16 protein-coding genes are annotated in these 20,005 nt (G+C 69.8%); 5 read left to right on the top strand and 11 right to left on the bottom strand.

Going from position 1 to position 20,005, the window contains the following annotated elements:
* Positions 1–38 precede the first annotated feature (38 nt).
* The 7 genes from hcp to ACRY_RS11405 form a co-directional block, all read right to left on the bottom strand.
* Positions 39–1,712 (bottom strand): hydroxylamine reductase, encoded by a 1,674-nt coding sequence (gene hcp, locus ACRY_RS11435; RefSeq protein ID WP_011942497.1) that lies wholly within the window; start codon positions 1,710–1,712, stop codon positions 39–41.
* A gap of 153 nt (positions 1,713–1,865) precedes the next feature.
* On the bottom strand, positions 1,866–2,972 hold the full coding sequence (locus tag ACRY_RS11430) for an ABC transporter permease (protein WP_007423920.1): 1,107 nt from the start codon (positions 2,970–2,972) through the stop codon (positions 1,866–1,868).
* 5 nt (positions 2,973–2,977) lie between these two features.
* A complete protein-coding gene (locus ACRY_RS11425) occupies positions 2,978–4,102 on the bottom strand; it encodes an ABC transporter permease (protein ID WP_007423919.1) in 1,125 nt (374 codons plus the stop codon).
* Entirely contained in the window at positions 4,099–5,838 is a 1,740-nt protein-coding gene (locus ACRY_RS11420; protein WP_155856368.1) for an ATP-binding cassette domain-containing protein, read from the bottom strand. Before ACRY_RS11420 ends, ACRY_RS11425 begins: the two co-directional genes overlap by 4 nt.
* Positions 5,822–6,874 (bottom strand): efflux RND transporter periplasmic adaptor subunit, encoded by a 1,053-nt coding sequence (locus tag ACRY_RS11415; protein ID WP_011942495.1) that lies wholly within the window; start codon positions 6,872–6,874, stop codon positions 5,822–5,824. Before ACRY_RS11415 ends, ACRY_RS11420 begins: the two co-directional genes overlap by 17 nt.
* A gap of 179 nt (positions 6,875–7,053) precedes the next feature.
* A complete protein-coding gene (locus ACRY_RS11410) occupies positions 7,054–7,281 on the bottom strand; it encodes a hypothetical protein (RefSeq protein WP_035188480.1) in 228 nt (75 codons plus the stop codon).
* A gap of 168 nt (positions 7,282–7,449) precedes the next feature.
* Complete coding sequence (locus ACRY_RS11405; protein WP_011942493.1) at positions 7,450–8,337, bottom strand: LysR family transcriptional regulator; 888 nt, start codon at positions 8,335–8,337, stop codon at positions 7,450–7,452.
* Between the two features lie 112 nt (positions 8,338–8,449).
* Between ACRY_RS11405 and ACRY_RS11400 the strand changes: the two genes are divergently transcribed.
* Positions 8,450–9,949, top strand: coding sequence for a CoA-acylating methylmalonate-semialdehyde dehydrogenase (locus ACRY_RS11400; protein ID WP_007422187.1), 1,500 nt, complete (start codon positions 8,450–8,452; stop codon positions 9,947–9,949).
* Between the two features lie 112 nt (positions 9,950–10,061).
* On the opposite strand, the gene thpR is transcribed toward ACRY_RS11400, so the two are convergent.
* Both thpR and argC read right to left on the bottom strand, forming a co-directional pair.
* Positions 10,062–10,610: an RNA 2',3'-cyclic phosphodiesterase gene (gene thpR, locus ACRY_RS11395; RefSeq protein ID WP_011942491.1), complete on the bottom strand. Its 549-nt coding sequence runs from the start codon at positions 10,608–10,610 to the stop codon at positions 10,062–10,064.
* Between the two features lie 55 nt (positions 10,611–10,665).
* Positions 10,666–11,616 carry an N-acetyl-gamma-glutamyl-phosphate reductase gene (gene argC, locus ACRY_RS11390; RefSeq protein ID WP_011942490.1) on the bottom strand — a complete coding sequence of 317 codons (951 nt, stop codon included), beginning with the start codon at positions 11,614–11,616 and terminating at the stop codon, positions 10,666–10,668.
* An 83-nt stretch (positions 11,617–11,699) separates the two neighbouring features.
* Here argC and secB point away from each other — a divergent pair, with 83 nt between their 5' ends.
* The 4 genes from secB (at position 11,700) to ACRY_RS11370 (ending at position 16,253) form a co-directional block, all read left to right on the top strand.
* Positions 11,700–12,200: a protein-export chaperone SecB gene (gene secB, locus ACRY_RS11385; RefSeq protein WP_007422190.1), complete on the top strand. Its 501-nt coding sequence runs from the start codon at positions 11,700–11,702 to the stop codon at positions 12,198–12,200.
* A gap of 62 nt (positions 12,201–12,262) precedes the next feature.
* Positions 12,263–13,666, top strand: coding sequence for a threonine synthase (gene thrC, locus ACRY_RS11380; protein ID WP_011942489.1), 1,404 nt, complete (start codon positions 12,263–12,265; stop codon positions 13,664–13,666).
* On the top strand, positions 13,663–14,928 hold the full coding sequence (locus ACRY_RS11375) for a M16 family metallopeptidase (RefSeq protein ID WP_011942488.1): 1,266 nt from the start codon (positions 13,663–13,665) through the stop codon (positions 14,926–14,928). The genes thrC and ACRY_RS11375 overlap by 4 nt, the downstream gene beginning before the upstream one ends.
* Positions 14,925–16,253: a TldD/PmbA family protein gene (locus ACRY_RS11370; RefSeq protein ID WP_011942487.1), complete on the top strand. Its 1,329-nt coding sequence runs from the start codon at positions 14,925–14,927 to the stop codon at positions 16,251–16,253. The genes ACRY_RS11375 and ACRY_RS11370 overlap by 4 nt, the downstream gene beginning before the upstream one ends.
* A 95-nt stretch (positions 16,254–16,348) precedes the next feature.
* Here ACRY_RS11370 and ACRY_RS11365 read toward each other — a convergent pair whose 3' ends face one another.
* The gene (locus ACRY_RS11365; RefSeq protein WP_011942486.1) at positions 16,349–17,179 is read right to left on the bottom strand and encodes a slipin family protein; all 831 of its coding nucleotides are present in this window, start codon (positions 17,177–17,179) and stop codon (positions 16,349–16,351) included.
* Between the two features lie 72 nt (positions 17,180–17,251).
* On the bottom strand, positions 17,252–19,927 hold the full coding sequence (locus ACRY_RS11360) for a valine--tRNA ligase (protein ID WP_011942485.1): 2,676 nt from the start codon (positions 19,925–19,927) through the stop codon (positions 17,252–17,254).
* Positions 19,928–20,005: the final 78 nt, after the last annotated feature.

Below are 20,005 nucleotides of genomic sequence, written 5' to 3'. Positions count from 1 at the left end.
GGGCCGGGGCGGCGCGTGGCCGTCCCGGCTTGTGGTCGTCAGGCCGCCGCCTTCGGCGCGAGTGCGTCGGCAATGTCGGCCTCGGCCGAGGTGATCGGCCGCACCCCGAAGCGGTTCACCAGAATGTCGAGCAGCGCCGGCGTCAGGAAGCCCGGCAGCGTCGGCCCGAGGCGGACATTGCGCACCCCGAGGGCGAGCAGCGTGAGGAACACCGCCGCCGCCTTCTGCTCGAACCACGAGACCACGAGCGACAGCGGCAGGTCGTTCACCCCGCATTCGAAGGCGCCGGCCAGCGCCTGGGCGATCACCAGCGCGGAATAGGCGTCGTTGCACTGGCCGATATCGAGCATACGCGGCAACCCGCCGATCGTGCCGAATTCATGCGTGTTGAAGCGATACTTGCCGCAGCCGAGCGTCAGCACCACGGTGTCGTCCGGCGCCTGTTCGGCGAACTCGGTGTAGTAGTTGCGCCCGGGCGCGGCACCGTCGCAGCCGCCGATCAGGAAGAAATGGCGGATCGCGCCGGCCTTCACCGCGCCGATCACCTGCTCCGCCGCCCCCAGCACGGCCTCGCGCCCGAACCCGGTGGTGACCGTCCTTTCCGGCTCGGTGCGGGTAAAGCCCGGCAGCGCCTTCGCCGCCTGCACCACCGGCGAGAAATCGCCATCGGCGATATGCCGCAGCCCCGGCCAGCCCACCGGCCCGGCGGTGAAGATGCGGTTGCGGTAAAGCGGCTGCGGCTCGATCAGGCAGTTCGAGGTCATCACGATCGGGCCGGGGAAGGCGGCGAACTCGGTCTGCTGGTTCTGCCAGGCGGTGCCGTAATTGCCGGCGAGATGCGAATAGGCGTGCAGCTTCGGATAGCCGTGCGCCGGCAGCATCTCGCCATGGGTATAGACGTTGATGCCGGTATCCTTCGTCGCCTCCAGGATCGCGTGCAGGTCGCGCAGGTCATGGCCGGAGACCAGGATCGCCTTGCCCTCGACCGGCGTGATCCGCACCGGCGTCGGCGTCGGCGCGCCATAGGTGCCGGTATTCGCGGCGTCGAGCGCCTCCATCACGGTGAAATTGACGCGGCCCAGCGCCAGCGCCTCTTCCAGCATCAGTTCGAGATCGACCGGATCGCCGGCCAGCAGGTCGAGCACCCGCGCCACCCCGTCGGCGATCGCCTCGCGGGTCTCGCCCAGCACCTCGGCATGGTGCGCGTAGGCGGCAACGCCCTTGAGGCCATAGAGCAGCAGGGCGCGCATGCCGATCACGTCCTCGCCGACCGCCTCGGCGCCGGCGCGCACGCTGGCGACATTCGCCTGCGCCAGCAGGCCCACCAGCGAATCCGCGGGAATGAACGCGGCGGCGCCACCCAGCGCCTCCGGGGTCTGCCCCGCCTCGCTCGCCGCCTCCGCATAGGCGTCGCGGAGCCGGTCGCGCAGCCGCGCCGCCGTGGCAATCATTTCAACGAAGCGGGCCCGGTTGAAATTCACATTGGTGAGCGTGGTGAACAGCGCATAGAGAATGAAGCTGTCCGCCTCGGCGTCCCGGCGGCCGAGTGCCTGCAGCCGCGTCACATACTGGCCGATGCCCTTGAGCTGATGGATCAGCACGTCCTGCAGGTCCGCGGTCGCCTCGTCCTTGCCGCACACGCCTTTCGGCCCGCCGCAACCCGCTGCTCCCGTCTCGGAGCGCATCGTCTGTTCACACTGAAAGCAAAACATGAATCTGAAATCCCTTCGCTGGTGATCCTCCCGCGCGGGGCCGTCGGGCCGGCGTCAAAAGGCGTATCCGAAATGCCTGTTAAAAAACGTATCCGCCTTGATCTGGATCATGCGGCCGGAAAATCATGTCGCCCGCATCACGCGGGCGCAAAATTATGTCGTGCGCTTGCGGAACAGCCAGGCCGCGAGGCCGAGATTGACCGCGCCGATCGCCGCCATCGGCCAGAACTGGCCGGCGAGCGTGCCGAACCCCGCCCCTTGGAGAAACGCGCCGCGCACGATCACCAGCATGTAGCGCAGCGGGTTGACCAGCGTGATCCGCTCCACCCAGAGCGGCATGTTGGCGATCGGTGTCGCGAAGCCCGACAGGATCACCGAGGGCACCATGAACAGGAACGCGCCGAGCAGCGCCTGCTGCTGTGTGGCCGACACCGCCGAAATCGCGAGCCCCACCCCGGTCACGGCGGTGACGAACAGCAGCAGCCCGACATAGAGAGCCACGATGTTCCCGCGCAGCGGCACGTGGAACCAGAACACCGCCGCGAGAATGATCACCGTGGCCTCGACCATGCCGATCAGCAGCCCCGGCACGCTCTTGCCGATCAGGATGTCGAGCTGTGTCAGCGGCGTCACCAGCAGCTGGTCGAAGGTTCCCGCCTCGCGCTCGCGCGCCACCGAAAGCCCGATCACCACGAGGGTCACCACCTGGGTGAGCAGTGCGACGATGCCCGGCACCACGAACCATTGCGAGCGCAGCGCCGGATTGTAGCGCGCCCGCATCACGAGATGCGCCGGCGGCCCGCGCCCGCCCCGCGCCGCCCGCCAGTCATCGCCGAAGCGGGTGAGGATCGTGTTCGCATATCCCACGATGATCAGCGCGGTGTTGGAATTCCGCCCGTCCACGATCACCTGCACGGGCGCCGCCCGCCCGCTCAGCAGGTCGCGCGTGAAGTGCCGGCCGATCACCAGCACCATCTGCACCGCGCGGGAATCGATCAGCGCGTCGATCCGGTGGTCGCTGTGCAGCGTGTCCGCCAGTTCGAAGGTGGGCGCGCCGAGAAACCGCGCGACCAGTTCCCGCGAGGCCTGGCTGCCATCCTGGTTGTAGATCGCGACCGGCACGCGGTTGAGGTCGAAGGTCGCGGCATAGCCGAACACCATCAGCTGGATCAGCGGCGCGGCGAACAGCACCACGCGGCCCCTGCGGTCGCGCAGGATCGCCTGCAGCTCCTTGATGATGAGGGCGATGATGCGCGCCATCCCGCCTAGTCCAGCCGCTTGCGCGCCAGCGCCCGCGCCAGCCCGAGAAAGATCGCCGCGAGCACGACGAGCGCTGCCGCGTTCGGCAGGATGACGGCCCAGACATCGCCCGCCAGGAATACGGATTGCAAAATCGCAACGAAATATCGCGCTGCCACCACATGCGAGATCGCCTGGACGAAGCCGGGCGTGCTGTGCAGGTCGAACACGAAGCCCGAGAGGATGAAGGCCGGCAGGAAGGTGGTGATCAGCGCGATCTGCCCGGCGACGAACTGGTTGCGCGCCACCGTCGAGATCACCAGCCCCATGCCGAGCGTGGCCAGCATGAACAGCGCGGCGCAGGCGCTGAGCACCACGATCGAGCCGTGCAGGGGCACGCCGAAGAGAAACACCGCGATCGCGACCGAGCCGAGCATCCCGCCCATTCCGAGCACGAAATAGGGCACGAGCTTCGCGATCAGGATTTCGCGCAACGCCACCGGCGTCACCATCAGCGCCTCCATCGTCCCGCGTTCCCATTCGCGGGCGATGACGAGGGCCGTCAGCAGCGCGCCGGTCAGCGTCATGATCAGCGCGATCAGGCCGGGGATCAGATAATGCCGGCTGTTGACCGAGGGGTTGAACCGCACGCGCGGGCGGACATCGAGCGGCAGCGGATCGCGCACCCCCTGCCGCGCCGCCTCCGCCGCGACCCATCCGGCCCACACCTGCTGGACATAGCCCTCGACCAGCCGCGCGGTATTGGCATCGACGCCATCGATGATGACGCCGATCGGCGCGCCGGCCGACCCGCGCGCCTGCCGGCCGAAATCGGCCCGCAGCCAGACGATCCCGTCCACCTTCCGCGCCGCCATCGCCCGTTCGGCCGCCTGGCCGGTCAGGTAGCGGTGCGGTTCGAAATAGCGCGAGCGGTCGAACCCGGCGGCGAAGCTCGCGGCGAGCGCCCCCGGCTGCTCCACCACGATGCCGAGCGGCACCCGCCGCGCATCGAGCGTCACGCCATAGCCGAACAGCCAGAGCAGGATGGCCGGCAGCAGGAAGGCGATGGCGAGCGCGGACGGGTCGCGCAGGATCTGCAGCGCCTCCTTGCGCATCAGCCCCCGCACCCGCCGCAGCGCCGCGCCGTTCATGCCGCCTTCCCCTCGGCCGCGCCGATCACGGCGATGAACGCGTCCTCCATCGTCGGGTCGGGCCGGGCCGCGTCCGCCGCCGCGGCGCGGATCGAGGCCGGCGTGCCCTCGGCGAGAATGCGCCCCTGCGCCATGATCACCAGCCGGTCGCAATACTCGGCCTCTTCCATGAAATGGGTCGTGACCAGCACCGTCACCCCGGCCTCCGCCAGCGCGCTGATCCGCCGCCAGAAATCCCGCCGCGCCAGCGGGTCCACACCCGAGGTCGGCTCGTCGAGAAACAGGATGTCCGGCTCGTGCATCAGTGACGCGGCGAGGGCGAGGCGCTGCTTGTAGCCGAGCGGCAGGTCGCGCGCGGCGGCCCCGCGCATCGCCTCCAGCCCGAATTCCGCCAGCGCCCAGCCGATCCGCGCCGCCCGCCGCCCGCCGCGCAGCCCGTAGGCGCTGGCGAAGAAGGTCAGGTTCTGCGCCACGGTAAGGTCGCCATAGAGCGAGAATTTCTGCGCCATGTAGCCGATCCGCCCGCGCGCCGCCGCCGCCGCGCGCCGCAGATCGTAGCCGGCGACGTCGAGCCGCCCCTCGCTCGGCGGCAGCAGGCCGCACAACATGCGGAACGTGGTCGATTTTCCCGCCCCGTTCGCGCCGAGCAGGCCAAAGATCTCGCCGCGGCGCACCTCGAAACTCACGGCATCGACGGCGGTGAAATCGCCGAACCGCCGCGTCAGCCGCTCCACCGCGATGACGGTCTTCGCCGCCTCGGCCGCCGGCATCGGCGGGGCAGGGGAGGGGGCCGCAGGCGTTGCCGCCCCGCCGCGCAGGCGGAGCAGTTCGTCGACGAACCCGTCCTCGAAGCGCGGCGCCGCCGGCAGCGCCTCGATCCCCGGCGGTCCGCCCCAGGGCGCCGCATCGCTCACCACCCGCACGAAACGTCCCTCGATGACGGTGTCGATCACCCCCGGTGCTGTGGCGAGGGTCGCCTGCAGCCGCCGTCGTTCGCCCTCGGGTGCGGCGACGCGAAAGGTCCGTCCCGCCATCGGCGCGGTGAACTGCGCCGGCGGGCCGTGCGCCAGCAGCCGCCCCTCGTGCAGGAGCAACACAGCGCGGCAGCGCGCCGCCTCGTCGAGATAGGCGGTACTGAACAGCACCGTCACCCCCTCATGCGTGGTCAGCCGGTCGATGATCTCCCACAATTCCCGGCGCGACACCGGATCGACGCCGACGGTCGGCTCGTCGAGCAGCAGCAGCCGTGGCGGATGCACGAGCGTGCAGGCCAGGCCGAGCTTCTGCTTCATCCCGCCCGAAAGCCGCCCGGCCCGCCGCGCGGTGAAGGGGGCGAGGCCGGTCATCGTCATCAGCTCGGCATAGCGTGCGGGCCGTTCCGCCACGGCAACGCCCTGCAAATCGGCGTAGAGGTCGAGATTTTCGCGGACCGTCAGATCCTCGTAGAGCCCGAAGCGCTGCGGCATGTAGCCGATCCGCCCCTGCACCGCGAGCGGATCGCGCCGCACATCGATGCCGAGCACCTCGATCGCGCCGCGATCCGGGCGCAACAGCCCGGCGATCAGCCGCATCAGCGTGGTCTTGCCCGCGCCGTCGGCGCCGATCAGGCCGGTCACCCCGCCATGCGGCACCACGGCGCTGACCTCGTCCACCGCCGCAATCTCCCGCCCGCCGCCGCTGAACCGCCGGCAGACCCGGTCGAGGCGCAAGGCCGGCGTGTCACTGTCCGCCATCATGGTCCGGCGAGCAGCCGGTCGCCCCGGTTGCCGGCGCGGCCTTGTCGATCCGCACCGTCGCCGGCATGCCGAGCCGCAACTGCCCGCGCGGATCGCAGACATAGACCCGTATCCGGTAGACCAGCGCGGTGCGCAGTTCCGGGCTTTCGATGGTTCGCGGGGTGAATTCGGCGGTGGGCGAAATGTACCCGATCCAGCCGCGATACCGCGTGCCGGGAAAACTGTCGGTACTCACCGAGGCCGTCATGCCGGGCCGCAGCCGGCCGAGTTCCGCCTCCGGCACATAGGCGCGCACCCAGAGCGGGGAGGGGAGGGCGATGGTGAACACGGGTGTGGCCGGCGAGGCCATGTCGCCCGGCTCCAGGATCCGGTCCTCGATCACGCCGTCCGCCGGGGCATGCAGCTTCGTCTCGTCAAGGTTGCGCCGGGCGAGGGCGACGGCTGCGGCGGCTTCCCGCCATGCCGCGCGCGCGGCGGCGATGTCCTCGGCACGCGGCCCCTTCACCGCGAGAAGATAGGCCTGCCGCGCGGCCTGATACTGGTCCCGTGCCGCGCGGAAGGCGGCCCGCGCGTTGTCCCGGTCCTGAAGGCTCGCGGCGCTCTTCCGGCTCAGCGATTCAAGGCGGCGATACACCCTGCCATCGTTGTCGGCCTGCGCCTTCAGGGCGTCCATCGTGGCCTTCGCCTGGGCGATCTCCTCGGGGCGGGAGCCGGCCAGCATCCGCGCGAGCGTCGCCTTCCGGTTCGCCATGGCGGCCTCGGCCTGCGCGAGCGCCGCCGCATAGCTGGTGTCGTCCAGCGTGGCGAGCAGTTCGCCCCGCCGCACCCGCGCGCCTTCCTGGACCGCGATCCGCGTGATCCGCCCGCTCACCTCGAAGGCGGGCATCGTCTCGCGGATATCGACATTGCCGTAGAATGTCATCGCGTCGCTCTTCCGCCCGTCGCCGAGGCGGAGGAGCGCGCCACTGCCCGCGGCGGCAAGCAGCATCACCGCCACGAGAACGAGGCGGACCGGTCGGGACGGCAATTTCGGCAAGTCGCGGCTCCTCGCGATGTGCGATGCTTGTAACGCCGCGATACTGGACGCCGCCCCGCCCCGCCGCATTGATCGGGATCAACGCCGCCGGCCCCACGAACGGCGAAGGCGGATGCGACATCGCCGCATCCGCCTTCCGTTACCCTGCCCGGCCGAAGCCGGTGCGAAGGGTCAGGGCATCAGTTGCCCAGGAACGGGGTGAAGCCGGGGGAGGTCGTCACCGGCGTCTGCGTGCCGGCCGGCGAACCCACGGTCGCGCTGTTGCCGAACGTCACGGCGCTGTTGCTGTGCGCCGCTTCCGTGGCGATCGGCTGGCTCTGCAGCGGAATCTGCCCGGCCATCGCCGTGCCCGCCGTCATCACCGTGAAACCCGCAAGCGCCGCCATGATCTTGATCGTCTTCGTCATTGCACTTCTCCGTGTCGCGGAAGGCTCTTCGGCCGTTCCGTCGGTTTCCGCCGGCAGGGAGCAGCCGGCTTACGGAGATGCAGATGGGTCCTTGTGGCGGTTCGATGAACATGCCCTGTCTCAATATCATTCATGTGCAGAATGTATCGGTGCGGGGCTTGCGGCCGCTCAGGGAGCGATGAACCGTCCGCGCGCCGCGCCCAGCCGCTCGCCGATATGCCGGGCCACCTCGCTCACCCGCCTTGTCTTGTGCGTGTCGGGGTGGGCGATCAGCCAGTAGCTCCGGGTAAAGCGCAGGTCAGGCACGAGGCGGCGCAGCTCGGGAAACCCGATGGCCGCGTAATCGTGCAGGATGCCGATTCCATGCCCCGCCCGCACCGCCTCCATCTGGCCGACCACGCTGCCGCATTCGAAATGCCGCCGCATGATCCGCCCCAGCGTCGCCGCGTAGTCGAGCGCGCGGCTATAGGCGAGCTCCTCGACATGGGTGACGAACAGATGCCCGGCGAGATCCTCCTGCCGCCGGATCGGCCCGTGCCGGTCGAGATAGGACGCGGCGGCATAGACGCTCAACGTATAGTCGGTGAGCTTGCGCACCACGAGCCGCCCCTGTTTCGGCCGCTCCAGCGTGATGACGAGATCGGCCTCCCGCCGTGACAGCGAGAAGGTGCGCGGCAGCGGCACGAGCTGGATGGTCAGTTCTGGGTGCCGCGCCGCCAGCGCGCCGAGTTCGCGGGCAAGGAAATAGTTCCCGAGCCCATCCGGCGCGCCGACGCGCACCACCCCGGCCACCGCTTCCGCCGTGCCGGCCAGTGCCGTGCCGACGCGCAGGAAATCCGATTCCGCCCGCTCGGCGGCGAGCAGCAGCGCCTCGCCCGCCCCGGTCAGCGTGCAGCCGCCGGTATGCCGCTCGAACAGCTTCGCGCCCAGTTCCTCTTCCAGCGCCGAAAGCTGCCGCCCCACCGTCGCGTGGTTGAGCCGGAGCTGCCGCGCCGCGCCGAGAATCTGGCCGTGCCGCGCCACGGCGAGAAAAATCCGGATCCGGTCCCAGTTCATCGGGTCAGACGTTATTTCACGCACATCGATGCCGCAATCCTGCGCGTTGATACGCGGAATTCGAAGTGCCAAAGCCGGGTCTGCCATGCAACCAGGCGGAGGAAGTTTTTCCATGTCCACCGAGATCCAGCATTTCATCGACGGTCGTCTCGTCCCCGGCGGCAGCGGCCGCACGGCGCCGGTCTTCAATCCCGCGACCGGCGAGGTCTCCGGCCAGGTGCCGCTTGCCGCGGACAGCGAAGTGGCCGCCGCGGTCGAGGTCGCGCGCCGCGCCTTCCCCGCCTGGTCCGAAACCACGCCGCTGCGCCGCGCGCGCATCCTCAACCGCTTCCTGCACATCCTCGAGGAGCGGATCGACGATCTCGCCGCGGTGATCTCCGCCGAGCACGGCAAGGTGATCTCGGATGCGAAGGGCGAGGTGCAGCGCGGCATCGAGGTGGTCGAGTTCGCCACCGCCGCCCCGCTGCTGCTCAAGGGCGAGGTCACCGAGAATGTCGGCACCAGGATCGACAGCCACTCCGTCCGCCAGCCGCTCGGCGTCGTCGCCGGCATCACCCCGTTCAACTTCCCGGCGATGGTGCCGATGTGGATGTTCCCCGTCGCCCTCGCCTGCGGCAACTGCTTCATCCTCAAGCCCTCCGAGCGCGACCCCTCGGCCGCCCTGCTGCTCGCGCAATGGCTGAAGGACGCCGGCCTGCCGGATGGCGTGTTCAACGTCGTCCATGGCGACAAGACCGCGGTGGACGCGCTGCTCGCCCATCCCGACATTTCCGCCGTCAGCTTCGTCGGCTCGACGCCGATCGCCCGCTACATCTATGAAACCGCCGCCCGCCACGGCAAGCGCGCCCAGGCGCTGGGCGGCGCGAAAAACCACATGATCATCATGCCCGACGCCGACATGGACCAGGCGGTCGATGCGCTGATGGGTGCCGCCTATGGCTCCGCCGGCGAGCGCTGCATGGCGATCTCGGTCGCCGTCCCGGTCGGTGAGGCAACCGCCAACGCGCTGGTCGAGCGCCTCGCCCCCCGCGTGCGCGACCTGCGCATCGGCCCGGGCACCGACCCCGAGGCCGAGATGGGCCCGCTCGTCACCCGCCAGCATCTCGACAAGGTGCGCGGTTATATCGACGAGGGCATCGCCGCCGGCGCCGAGCTGGTCGTCGATGGCCGCGATTTCCGCCGCCAGGGCTACGAGAACGGCTTCTTCATCGGCGGCACGCTGTTCGACCGCGTCACCCCGGAGATGAAGATCTACCGCGAGGAAATCTTCGGCCCGGTGCTCTCGGTGGTCCGCGCCGGCAGCTTCGACGAGGCGGCGGGGATGATCAACGCCCACGAATTCGGCAACGGCACCTCGATCTTCACCCGCGACGGCGATTCGGCCCGCGAATTCGCCCATCGCATCCAGGTCGGCATGGTCGGCATCAACGTGCCCATTCCGGTGCCGATGGCGTTCCACTCCTTCGGCGGCTGGAAGGCCTCGCTGTTCGGCGACCACCACATGCACGGGCCGGAAGGCGTGCGCTTCTACACCAAGCTCAAGACGATCACGACCCGCTGGCCCACCGGCATCCGCGCCGGCGCCGAATTCGTGATGCCGACGATGAAGTAATGCAGGCTCCCGCCTGACGAAGTGGCGCCGCCCCCGGCGTGACGCAGAACGGCCCGGATCACCGATCCGGGCCGTTTTCATTGCGGCCATCCCGATCCTTGTCAGCCCCCGCTCAGGGCGCGGGCGCCGCGCCGAGTTCGTATTCGACCTCCGCCGTATAGGCCGGATGGTCGTCGCTCAGGTGCGAGCTGAACAGCGTCATGTGCCCCACCTCGATCGGCGGCGAGCGGTAGAGATTGTGGCTCTGGACGAATTCGGCGAAGCGCGGTCCCACCGGCAGATCCATCCGTGCCAGCGTCACGTGCGGCGCGTAGCGGCGGCGTTCCGGCGGCAGGCCGATCCGCCGCAGCGCGGTCTCGATCTTCGATTGCAGGTGCAGCAGCGCCGGATTGCGGTCCACCCCGATCCACAGCGAGGTCACCCGGCCGCCCTTCTCGAACCAGCCCGCCCCGGCCAGGGTAAGCGGAAACCCCGGCGCGCGGATCGCGGCGAGCGCGTGATCGATCTCCTCGGCCTGGAGCCGGCTGGCCTCGCCGATGAAGCGCAGCGTCACGTGCATGTTCTGCGCCGGCACCCAGCGCGCGCCTTGCAGGTTGAAGGCGAAGCCCGCCAGGGTCTGCCGGATCTCCCAAGGCAGATCGAGGGCGATGAAAAGGCGCATCGGTTTGCCCTCCTCTCGGCGCCCATCGTGGGCGGCGCCGTGCGGCGGGTCAAGATCAGGCGTGCGCCGCGGCGCGGACCTCCCGGTTCGCGTTCAGCCCGAGCATCAGTCCGATATTCTGCACCGCCGCGCCCGAGGCGCCCTTGCCCAGGTTGTCGAGCCTTGCCACCAGCACCGCCTGGCTTTCGGCCTCGTTTTCGAACACGAACAGCTCCATCAGGTCCGAACCTTCGGCCGCCGCCGCCTCCAGCCGCTGCTCGCAGGGCGTCTTGCGGACCACCACCTGCCCGCCGCCGTCATACCGGTCCATCAGCGCCGAGCCGATCTCGCGCGCGGTCGGCCGGCCGGGCAGGGTGTCGAGATGCAGCGGAATCGAGACCAGCATGCCCTGGCGGAAATGCCCGACCGAAGGGACGAAGATCGGCCGCCGCGCCAGCCCGGCATGGGCGACGATCTCCGGCAGGTGCTTGTGGTTGAGCGACAGCGCGTAGAGCTCGAAGGGCGGGCCACCGGCGCTCTCGTGATCGGCGATCATCGCCTTGCCGCCCCCCGAATATCCCGACACCGCGTTGATCGCGACCGGATGATCCTCCGGCAGCAATCCGGCATCGACCAGCGGCCGCAGCAGGGCGATGGCGCCGGTGGCGTAGCAGCCCGGATTGGCGACGCGCGGCGCCGCGGCGATGGCGGCCGCCTGTCCCGGCGCCAGTTCGGCGAACCCGTAGGTCCAGCCGGGCGCGGTCCGGTGCGCCGTGCTGGCGTCCAGCAGGCGCGGGGCGGCGCTGCCCATTCCCTCCACCATGGCGGCGGCCTCGCGCGCGGCCGCATCCGGCAGGCAGAGCACCACGAGGTCCACGGATTCCATCATCGCGCGGCGCGCGGAAGGGTCCTTGCGCATCGCCGGGTCGAGGCTGCGCAACGCCACGCCGGGCATCCGCCGCAGCCGCTCCACTATCTGCAGGCCGGTCGTTCCGGCCTCGCCGTCGATGAACACGCTCCTGGTCATGGCGCAAGCTCCTTGTCGCGTCATGCTGGCACCAAACGCGCCCCTGTGCTAGGCGGGCCATCAGTCAAATGGAGCCACCACCAATGTCCGAAACGCAGATCGCGCCGCTCACGCTCAACATCCAGTACACGAAGGACCTGTCCTTCGAGGTTCCCGGTGCGCCGGCGATCTATACGCTCCTCCGCCAGGCTCCGACCGTGAACATCAACCTCGACGTTCAGGTCCAGCGCCTGCAGGACGACGCCCATGTCTACGAGGTGACGCTGACCACCCGCGCGGAAGCGACCCATCCGGCCCCGGCCGAAAGCGGCAACGGCGCCGAGGGCGGCAAGGACCTCACCGTGTTCATCGCCGACCTGTCCTATGCCGGCGTGTTCACCCTGACCGGCATTCCGGACAACCAGATCGAGCCCGTGCTGCTCGTCGAATGCCCGCGCCTGCTGTTCCCCTTCGCCCGCAACATCCTCGCCGATGTCACCCGCGATGGCGGCTTCCCGCCGGTGATGCTCGGCCCGGTGGATTTCGTCGGCCTCTGGCAGGCCCGCCGCGCCCAGGACGACGGCGAGACGATCGCCAACGCCTGATCCGCAGCGGCGCCGCCGCGCGCGGCGCCGCCCGCTGACGCCTTTCCAGGAACGACCTGCCGATGCGCTACGTCTCCACCCGCGGTGCGGCCCCGTCCCGTGAATTCGACGATGTCCTGCTGGCCGGGCTGGCCGAGGATGGCGGGCTGTTCGTGCCCGAGACCTGGCCGGTCTTCTCGCCGGCGGAATGGCGCGCGCTGCGCGGCCTGCCCTATGCCGAGCTCGCCGCCCGCGTCATGGCCCCGTTCATGACCGGCGGCGCCATCGGCTTCGACGATCTGCAAGCCATCACCCGCGCGTCCTATCGCGGGTTCGACCATGCGGCGGTCGTCCCGCTGGTCCAGCTCGAACCCTCGCTCTTCGTGCTGGAACTGTTCCACGGCCCGACCCTCGCCTTCAAGGATCTCGCCCTCCAGGTCGCCGGCCGCCTGTTCGACCATGTCCTGTCCGCCCGCGACGAGCGGGTGACGATCGTGGGCGCCACCTCGGGCGATACCGGCTCCGCCGCGATCGAGGCCTGCCGCGACCGCCTGCGGGTCGACATCGCCATCCTCCACCCCGAAGGCCGCACCTCCGAGGTCCAGCGCCGGCAGATGACCACGGTCAAGGCCCGCAACGTCCTCAACATCGCCCTCTCCGGCACGTTCGACGACTGCCAGGACCTGGTGAAGGCGATGTTCGCCGATGCGCCCTTCCGCACCGAGCTGCGCCTGTCGGCGGTCAACTCGATCAACTGGGCGCGCATCGCCGGCCAGATCCCCTATTTCGCCGCCGCCGCCCTCGCCCTCGGCGCGCCGGACCGCCCGGTCGCCGTCGCGGTGCCGACCGGCAATTTCGGCAACATCCTCGCCGCCTGGGCGGCGCGGCAGATGGGCCTGCCGATCGAGCGCTTCATCGTCGGCAGCAACGCGAACGACATCCTCGCCCGCTTCCTCGCCGCCAACGACATGCGCACCGCCGGCGTGGTCGAAACCGTCTCCCCCTCGATGGACATCCAGGTCAGCTCGAATTTCGAGCGCCTCCTGTTCGAGGCGCTGGGCAGGGATGCGCCGGAGACCGCCCACACCATGGTCGATTTCCGCGCCAGCGGCACGATGAAGGTCTCCCGCGAGGTCTGGCAGTCGGTCCGGCGCGACTTCGCCGGCCTCGCCCTCGACGATGCGGCGACCCTTGCCGAAATCGCCCGCATCCGCGCCGAGTCAGGCTACATCGCCGACCCGCATACCGCGATCGGCATCGCCGCCGCCCGCGCCGCCGCCCCGGTCGGCGTGCCGGTCATCGCCGCGGCGACCGCGCATCCCGCCAAGTTCCCGGCGGCGATGCATCGCGCGATCGGCATTCGCCCGGGGCTGCCGCCGCGGCTCGACGACCTATATGACCGTCAGGAACATTTCGTACGCGCGGGCAACAGCCTCGGCGAGGTCGAGACCCTGGTCCGCCATTTCGCGCACAGGAACGATGCATGAGTGACACAGTGCAGGTGACGAAACTCGACTCCGGCCTGACCATCCTGACCGAACGGATGGACCGGGTGGAGACCGTCTCCTTCGGCGCCTATGCCGGCGTCGGCACCCGCCACGAGACGGCGGCGGAAAACGGCGTCTCGCATTTCCTCGAACACATGGCCTTCAAGGGCACCGAGCGCCGGAGTGCCGCCGCCATCGCCGAGGCGATCGAGGATGTCGGCGGCCACATCAACGCCTACACCTCGCGCGAGCAGACCGCCTATTACGTCAAGCTGCTGAAGGAGGATCTCTCCCTCGGCATCGACATCATCGGCGACATCCTCTGCCATTCCACCTTCGATCCGGCGGAATTCGAGCGCGAGCGCGGCGTCATCCTGCAAGAGATCGGCCAGGCGAACGACACGCCGGACGATATCGTGTTCGACCATTTCCAGCTCGCCGCCTATCCCGACCAGCCGATGGGCTGGCCCACCCTCGGCACCGAGGAGATCATCCGCGCCATCGGGCCGGACGCGCTGCGCCGCTACATGAAGGCGCATTACACGCCGGAGAACCTCGTCATCGCCGCTTCCGGCAATCTCGAACACGCCCGCGTGGTCGATCTCGTGGCGAAGCACTTCGCCGACCTGCCGGCCGCGACGCGCGCCGAGCCGCTGCCGGCCGATTATGCCGGCGGCGAATACCGCGAGCTGCGCGATCTCGACCAGGCGCATCTCGTCCTCGGCTTCCCCGCCGTCGGCTACGCCGATCCCGATTTCCACGCCGCGATGCTGCTCTCCACTTTGCTCGGCGGCGGCATGTCCTCGCGCCTGTTCCAGGAAATCCGCGAGAAGCGCGGCCTCGTCTACTCGATCTACAGCTTCGCCCTGCCGGCGCGCGATGCCGGGCTGTTCGGCATCTATGCCGGCACCGGCGAGGCCGAGGCGGCCGAACTCGTCCCCGTCACCCTCGGCGAGCTGGCCAAGGTTCGCCAGAGCGTCTCCGAGGCCGAACTCCGCCGCGCCCGCGCCCAGGTCAAGGCCGGGCTGCTGATGTCGCTGGAAAGCACCGGCAGCCGCTGCGAGCAGATCGCCCGCCAGTGGCAGATCTTCGGCCGCATCGTGCCGACCGCCGAAACCGTCGCGAAGATCGACGCCGTGACGGTGGACGACATCACCAACGTCGCCACCCGCATCTTCCGCGCCAAGCCCACCCTTGCCGCGATCGGCCCGGTCGGCCGCGTGCCGCAGATGCCGAAAATCATCGAGAGGCTGGCGGCGTGAACCGGCTCGACCTGCTCGACGCCCTGCTCGACGCCGCGAAGCGCGCCGGCGCGGAGTCCGCCGATGCGCTGATGGGCTCCGGCACCTCGCTCTCCGTCGGCCGCCGGCTCGGCAAGGTCGAGGAGATCGAGCGCTCCGAAAGCGACACGGTCGGCCTGCGCGTCTTCGTGGGAAGCCGCAGCGCCATCGTCTCCTCCGGCGCGATCGACCCCGCAGGCTTCGCCCGCCTCGCCGAACAGGCGGTGGCGATGGCCCGCGTCGTCCCCGAGGATCGCTTCTCCACCATCCCCGACGCGCCGACCCCGCCCGATTCCGCCCCGCTCGACATGGACGATCCGGCCGAGCCCGGCGTCGAGGCGCTGCTCGCCCGCGCTGCCGCCGCGGAAGAGGCGGCCCTCGCGGTCAAGGGCATCACCAATTCCGAGGGCGCCGGCGCCTCCTGGTCGCGCAGCCACATCGCGCTGGCCACCTCGCGCGGCTTCGCCGGCGCCTATTCCCGCTCCAGTCACGGCGTCTCCGTCTCGCCCATCGCCGGCGAAGGGGTGGGGATGCAGCGCGACTATGAATATTCCGCCGCCGTCCACGGCGCCGACCTCGCCGACCCCGCCGGCCTCGGCCGCGCCGCCGCCGAGCGCGCGGTCAGCCGGCTCGACCCGCGCCGCCCGGCCACCGCGAAACTCCCGGTGGTCTACCACCCCCGCGTCGCCGGCTCGCTGCTCGGCCATTTCGCCGGCGCCATCAACGGCGCCGCCATCGCCCGCGGCACCAGCTTCCTCAAGGATGCGATGGGTCAGGCGATCTTCGCGCCCGGCATCTCCATCATCGACGATCCGCTGCGCCGCCGCGGCCTGCGCTCGCGCAGCTTCGACGGCGAGGGCCAGACCGTCTCCCGCCGCGCCCTGATCGAGGATGGCCGGCTGACCACCTGGCTGCTCGATTCCCGCAGCGCCGCCCAGCTCGGCCTCGCCACCACCGGCCACGCCGCCCGCGGCACCTCCGGCCCGCCATCCCCGGCGCCGAGCAATCTCTACATGCAGCCCGGCGCGCTCTCGCCCGAGGCGCTGATCGCCGATATCGGCCTCGGCCTCTACGTCATCGAGCTGATCGGCATGGGCGTGAACGGCATCACCGGCGATTATTCGCGCGGCGCCGCCGGCTTCATGATCCGCGACGGCCAGCTCGCCGAGCCGGTCGCCGAGGTCACCGTCGCCGGCAATCTGCGCGAGATGTTCCTCCACCTCACCCCGGCGAACGACCTCGAATTCCGCCGCGGCACCGACGCGCCGACGCTGCGGATCGAGGGCATGACGATGGCCGGAGCCTGAGCCGAGGGCTCAGGACGGCCGGAGCCTGAGCCGGGAGGCCCAGAACGGCCGGAGCCTGAGCCGAGGGCTCAAGATGGCGGGCGGCTGAGCGAGCCTCAGCCCTCCGGCGTCAGCCCCTTCAGCACCGCGCTCATCGCCCCGGCCAGCTCCGTCGGCAGCAGGATCGTCGCCCCCCGGTCCTTGTTCATCTCGTAAACCAGGTTCATCTGCCGGATCTTCAGCGCCATCGGGTTGGCTTCATACACCTCCCCGGCATGGACGATCTGCTCGGCGATCGCCACTTCCGAACTCGCCAGCGTCACCCGCGCCTGCTTCTCCTTCTCCGCCTGCGCGTTGCGGCTCATCGCGTCGTTCAGCTCGGCCGGAATCCGCACGTCGCGGATCTCCACCGCGATCCCGCCGATCCCCCAATCCTGCGACTTCGCGGCGATCGCGGCGCGGATCTTCGCATCCATCGCCTCGCGATTGCCGAGAATCTCGCCCAACCCCATCCCGCTGATGATCTCGCGCAGCGAGGTCTGCGCCACCTGGCCGATCATCGCGCGATAATCGGTCAGCTCGGTCGCCACCCGCCGCACATCCTCCACCTTCCAGAACAGCACCGAATCCACCGCGACCGAAACGCCATCCAGCGTCAGCGTGTTCTCCGCGCTGATGATCGTGCTCTGCTTGCGGGTATCGACCAGCACATAGACCGTCTCGATGACAGGGATGATGAAGAACACGCCCGGCCCGCGAATGCCGGCGAAGCGGCCGAGCCGCAGCACCACGGCGCGCTCCCACTCGTTCGCCGTCCTGAGCGTCAGCCCGCAGACGATGCCGAGCAGCGCCACCACGGCGCCGGGAAAGGCGAGGCGCAGCGGCACGGCGATGAGAACGCCAAGGACGATCAGGATCACGGCGATGGTCGCGGCGGAACGGTTCATCCGGCGTCTCCCTGCGCCGCCCCGCCACCGCCCGGCGCGGTGGCCGTCACGCGGCCGAAACTGCTCCGCCGATCATGCGATGCGGGCGAGGGCGGCGTCCAGCCTCGCCATCTCCGCCTCGGCCGCTTCCAGCCGCTCGCGGTTCTCGGCGATCACCTCTTCCGGCGCGCGGCGGACGAAATCCTCGTTGCCGAGCTTGCCGCGCAGCTTGCCGGCCTCGGCCTCGGCCTTGGCCCGCGTCGTCGCCAGCCGCTTGCGCTCGGCGGCGAGGTCGATGATGCCGGCGAGCGGCAGCACCAGCGTCGCCTCGTCGAGAATCGCCTGCGCCGCGCCCTGCGGCATCTCGCCCTCCAGCGGGGCGAGGGTCGCCACCCGGGCGAGCCGGCCGATCTCCTCGCGCCAGCGTGCCGCCCGCGCCAGGGTTTCCGGCGCCGCGTCGCGGATCAGCAGGTCGATCCGCGTTGCCGCCGGCACGTTCATCTCGCTGCGCACGGCGCGGATTTCCGAAATCGCGCGGATCGCCCACGACACCTCGTCGCGCGCCGCGGCCGCCTCGCGCACCGCCTCCGGCGCCGGCCAGGCGGCGCGGATCAGCGAGCCCGGCGCGCCATAGCCGAACTCGTCCCACAGCGCCTCGGTGACGAACGGGATCACCGGATGCAGCAGCCGCAGCAGCAGGCCCAGCACATGCGCCGCCACCGCCCGCAGCTCGCGCGCGGCGTCGTCCTCGCCGGCCAGCCCCGGCTTCGCCAGCTCGAGGAACCAGTCGCAGAAATCGCCCCAGGTGAAGCGGTAGCAGGCCTGCGCATAATCGGCGAGGCGGAACCCCTCCAGCGCCTCGGTCGCCTCCAGCACGGCGCGGTTCGCCGCATCCAGAATCCAGCGCGAGAGCGGCAGCGCCGCCGTCTCCGGCCGGAACGCCGGGTCGGGCCGGCACTGGTTCATCTCGCAGAACCGTGCCGCGTTCCACAGCTTGGTGACGAAGCTGCGGTTCGCCTCCACCATGTTCGGCCCGAGCTTGATGTTCCGCCCGGCCCCGCTCTGCGCGATCACCGTATAGCGCAGCGCGTCCGCCCCGAACTGGTCGATCAGCGCCAGCGGATCGATCACGTTGCCCTTGGTCTTGCTCATCTTCTGGCCGCGCTCGTCGCGCACCAGCCCGTTGATCATGACGGTGCGGAACGGCACGTCGCCCATCGCATACATCCCCATCATGATCATCCGGGCGACCCAGAAGAAAATGATGTCGAACCCGGTCACCAGCACATCGCCCGGATAGTAGCGGTCCAGCTCCGGCGTGTTCTCCGGCCAGCCGAGGGTGGAGAACGGCCAGAGGGCGGAGGAAAACCAGGTGTCGAGCACGTCGTCGTCCTGCCGCAGCGCGACGGTATGGCCGAAATGCTCCGCCGCCTCCGCAAGGGCCGCCTCCTCGGTCTCGGCGACGAACACGGTCCCGTCCGGCGCATACCAGGCGGGAATCCGGTGCCCCCACCAGAGCTGGCGCGAGATGCACCAGGGCTCGATGTTGCGCATCCAGGCGAAATACGTGTTTTCCCACGATTTCGGCACGAACTGCACGCGCCCGTCCTCCACCGCCTCGATCGCCGGCCCCGCCAGCACTTCGGCGTTGCAGAACCACTGCTCGGTCAGCAGCGGTTCGATCACCGCGTTCGAGCGGTCGGCATGCGGCACCGCGTGCACATGCGGCTCGATCTTTTCCAGCGCGCCGATGTCTTCCAGATGCGCCACGATCCGCCGCCGCGCCTCGAACCGGTCGAGCCCGTCGAGACTGTCGAGAAATGCCGCATCCGGCGGCGCGCTCTCCGCGCGGATCTCGGCCAGGGTGATCCGCGCCTCGCGGTCCAGCACCGAGGGCATCGCCAGCCCATGCCGCTGGCCGACGCCGAAATCGTTGAAATCATGCGCCGGGGTGATCTTCACCGCGCCCGATCCCTTTTCCGGGTCGGAATGCTCGTCGGCGACGATCGGAATCCGCCGCCCGGTGATCGGCAGGATCACGGTGCGGCCGACCAGGTCGGCATAGCGCCCGTCGGTCGGGTGCACCGCCACGGCGGTATCGCCGAGCATCGTCTCCGGCCGCGTCGTCGCCACCGTGATGGTCTGCCCGGTCCCCTCGACCGGGTAGCGCAGGTGCCAGAGATTCCCCTTCACCTCGCGCATCTCGACCTCGAGGTCGGAAATCGCCGAGCGGAACACCGGGTCCCAGTTCACCAGCCGCTTGGCGCGGTAGATCAGCCCGTCATTGAACAGCCGGACGAAGATGGTCCGCACCGCCTTCGACAGGCCCTCGTCCATGGTGAAGCGCTCGCGCGACCAGTCCGGCGAGGCGCCGAGCCGGCGCAACTGGCGGGTGATGTTGCCGCCCTGCTCGGCCTTCCAGGTCCACACCCGGTCGAGAAAGGCGTCGCGGCCGATCTCCTGGCGCGACGTTCCCTCGCGCTGGAGTTCCCGCTCCACCATCAGCTGGGTGGCGATGCCGGCATGGTCGGTCCCCGGCTGCCACAGCGCGTCCCGCCCGTTCATCCGGTGATGGCGGATCAGCACGTCCTGCAGCGTCATCGTCAGCGCATGGCCGACATGCAGGCTCCCCGTCACGTTGGGCGGCGGGATCATGATGGTGAAGGGCGTCGCCGCGCGCGACGGGTCGGCGGCAAAGGCCCCCGCCTGTTCCCAGAGACCGTAGAGCCGCGACTCGAACGCGGCCGGATCGAAATTCTTGTCCAGCATGGAGCCTCTATGCGCGAAACCCGGGAGAGACGGAAGGCCGCGGCCTGATGTCCCGTATCTGAAATCCGTCGGATTTCA

The organism is Acidiphilium cryptum JF-5 (genome assembly GCF_000016725.1).
GTDB classification, from domain to species: domain Bacteria; phylum Pseudomonadota; class Alphaproteobacteria; order Acetobacterales; family Acetobacteraceae; genus Acidiphilium; species Acidiphilium multivorum.
Note: the sequence above shows the minus strand (reverse complement) of the source record. Positions and strands in the feature narration are given on the sequence as shown.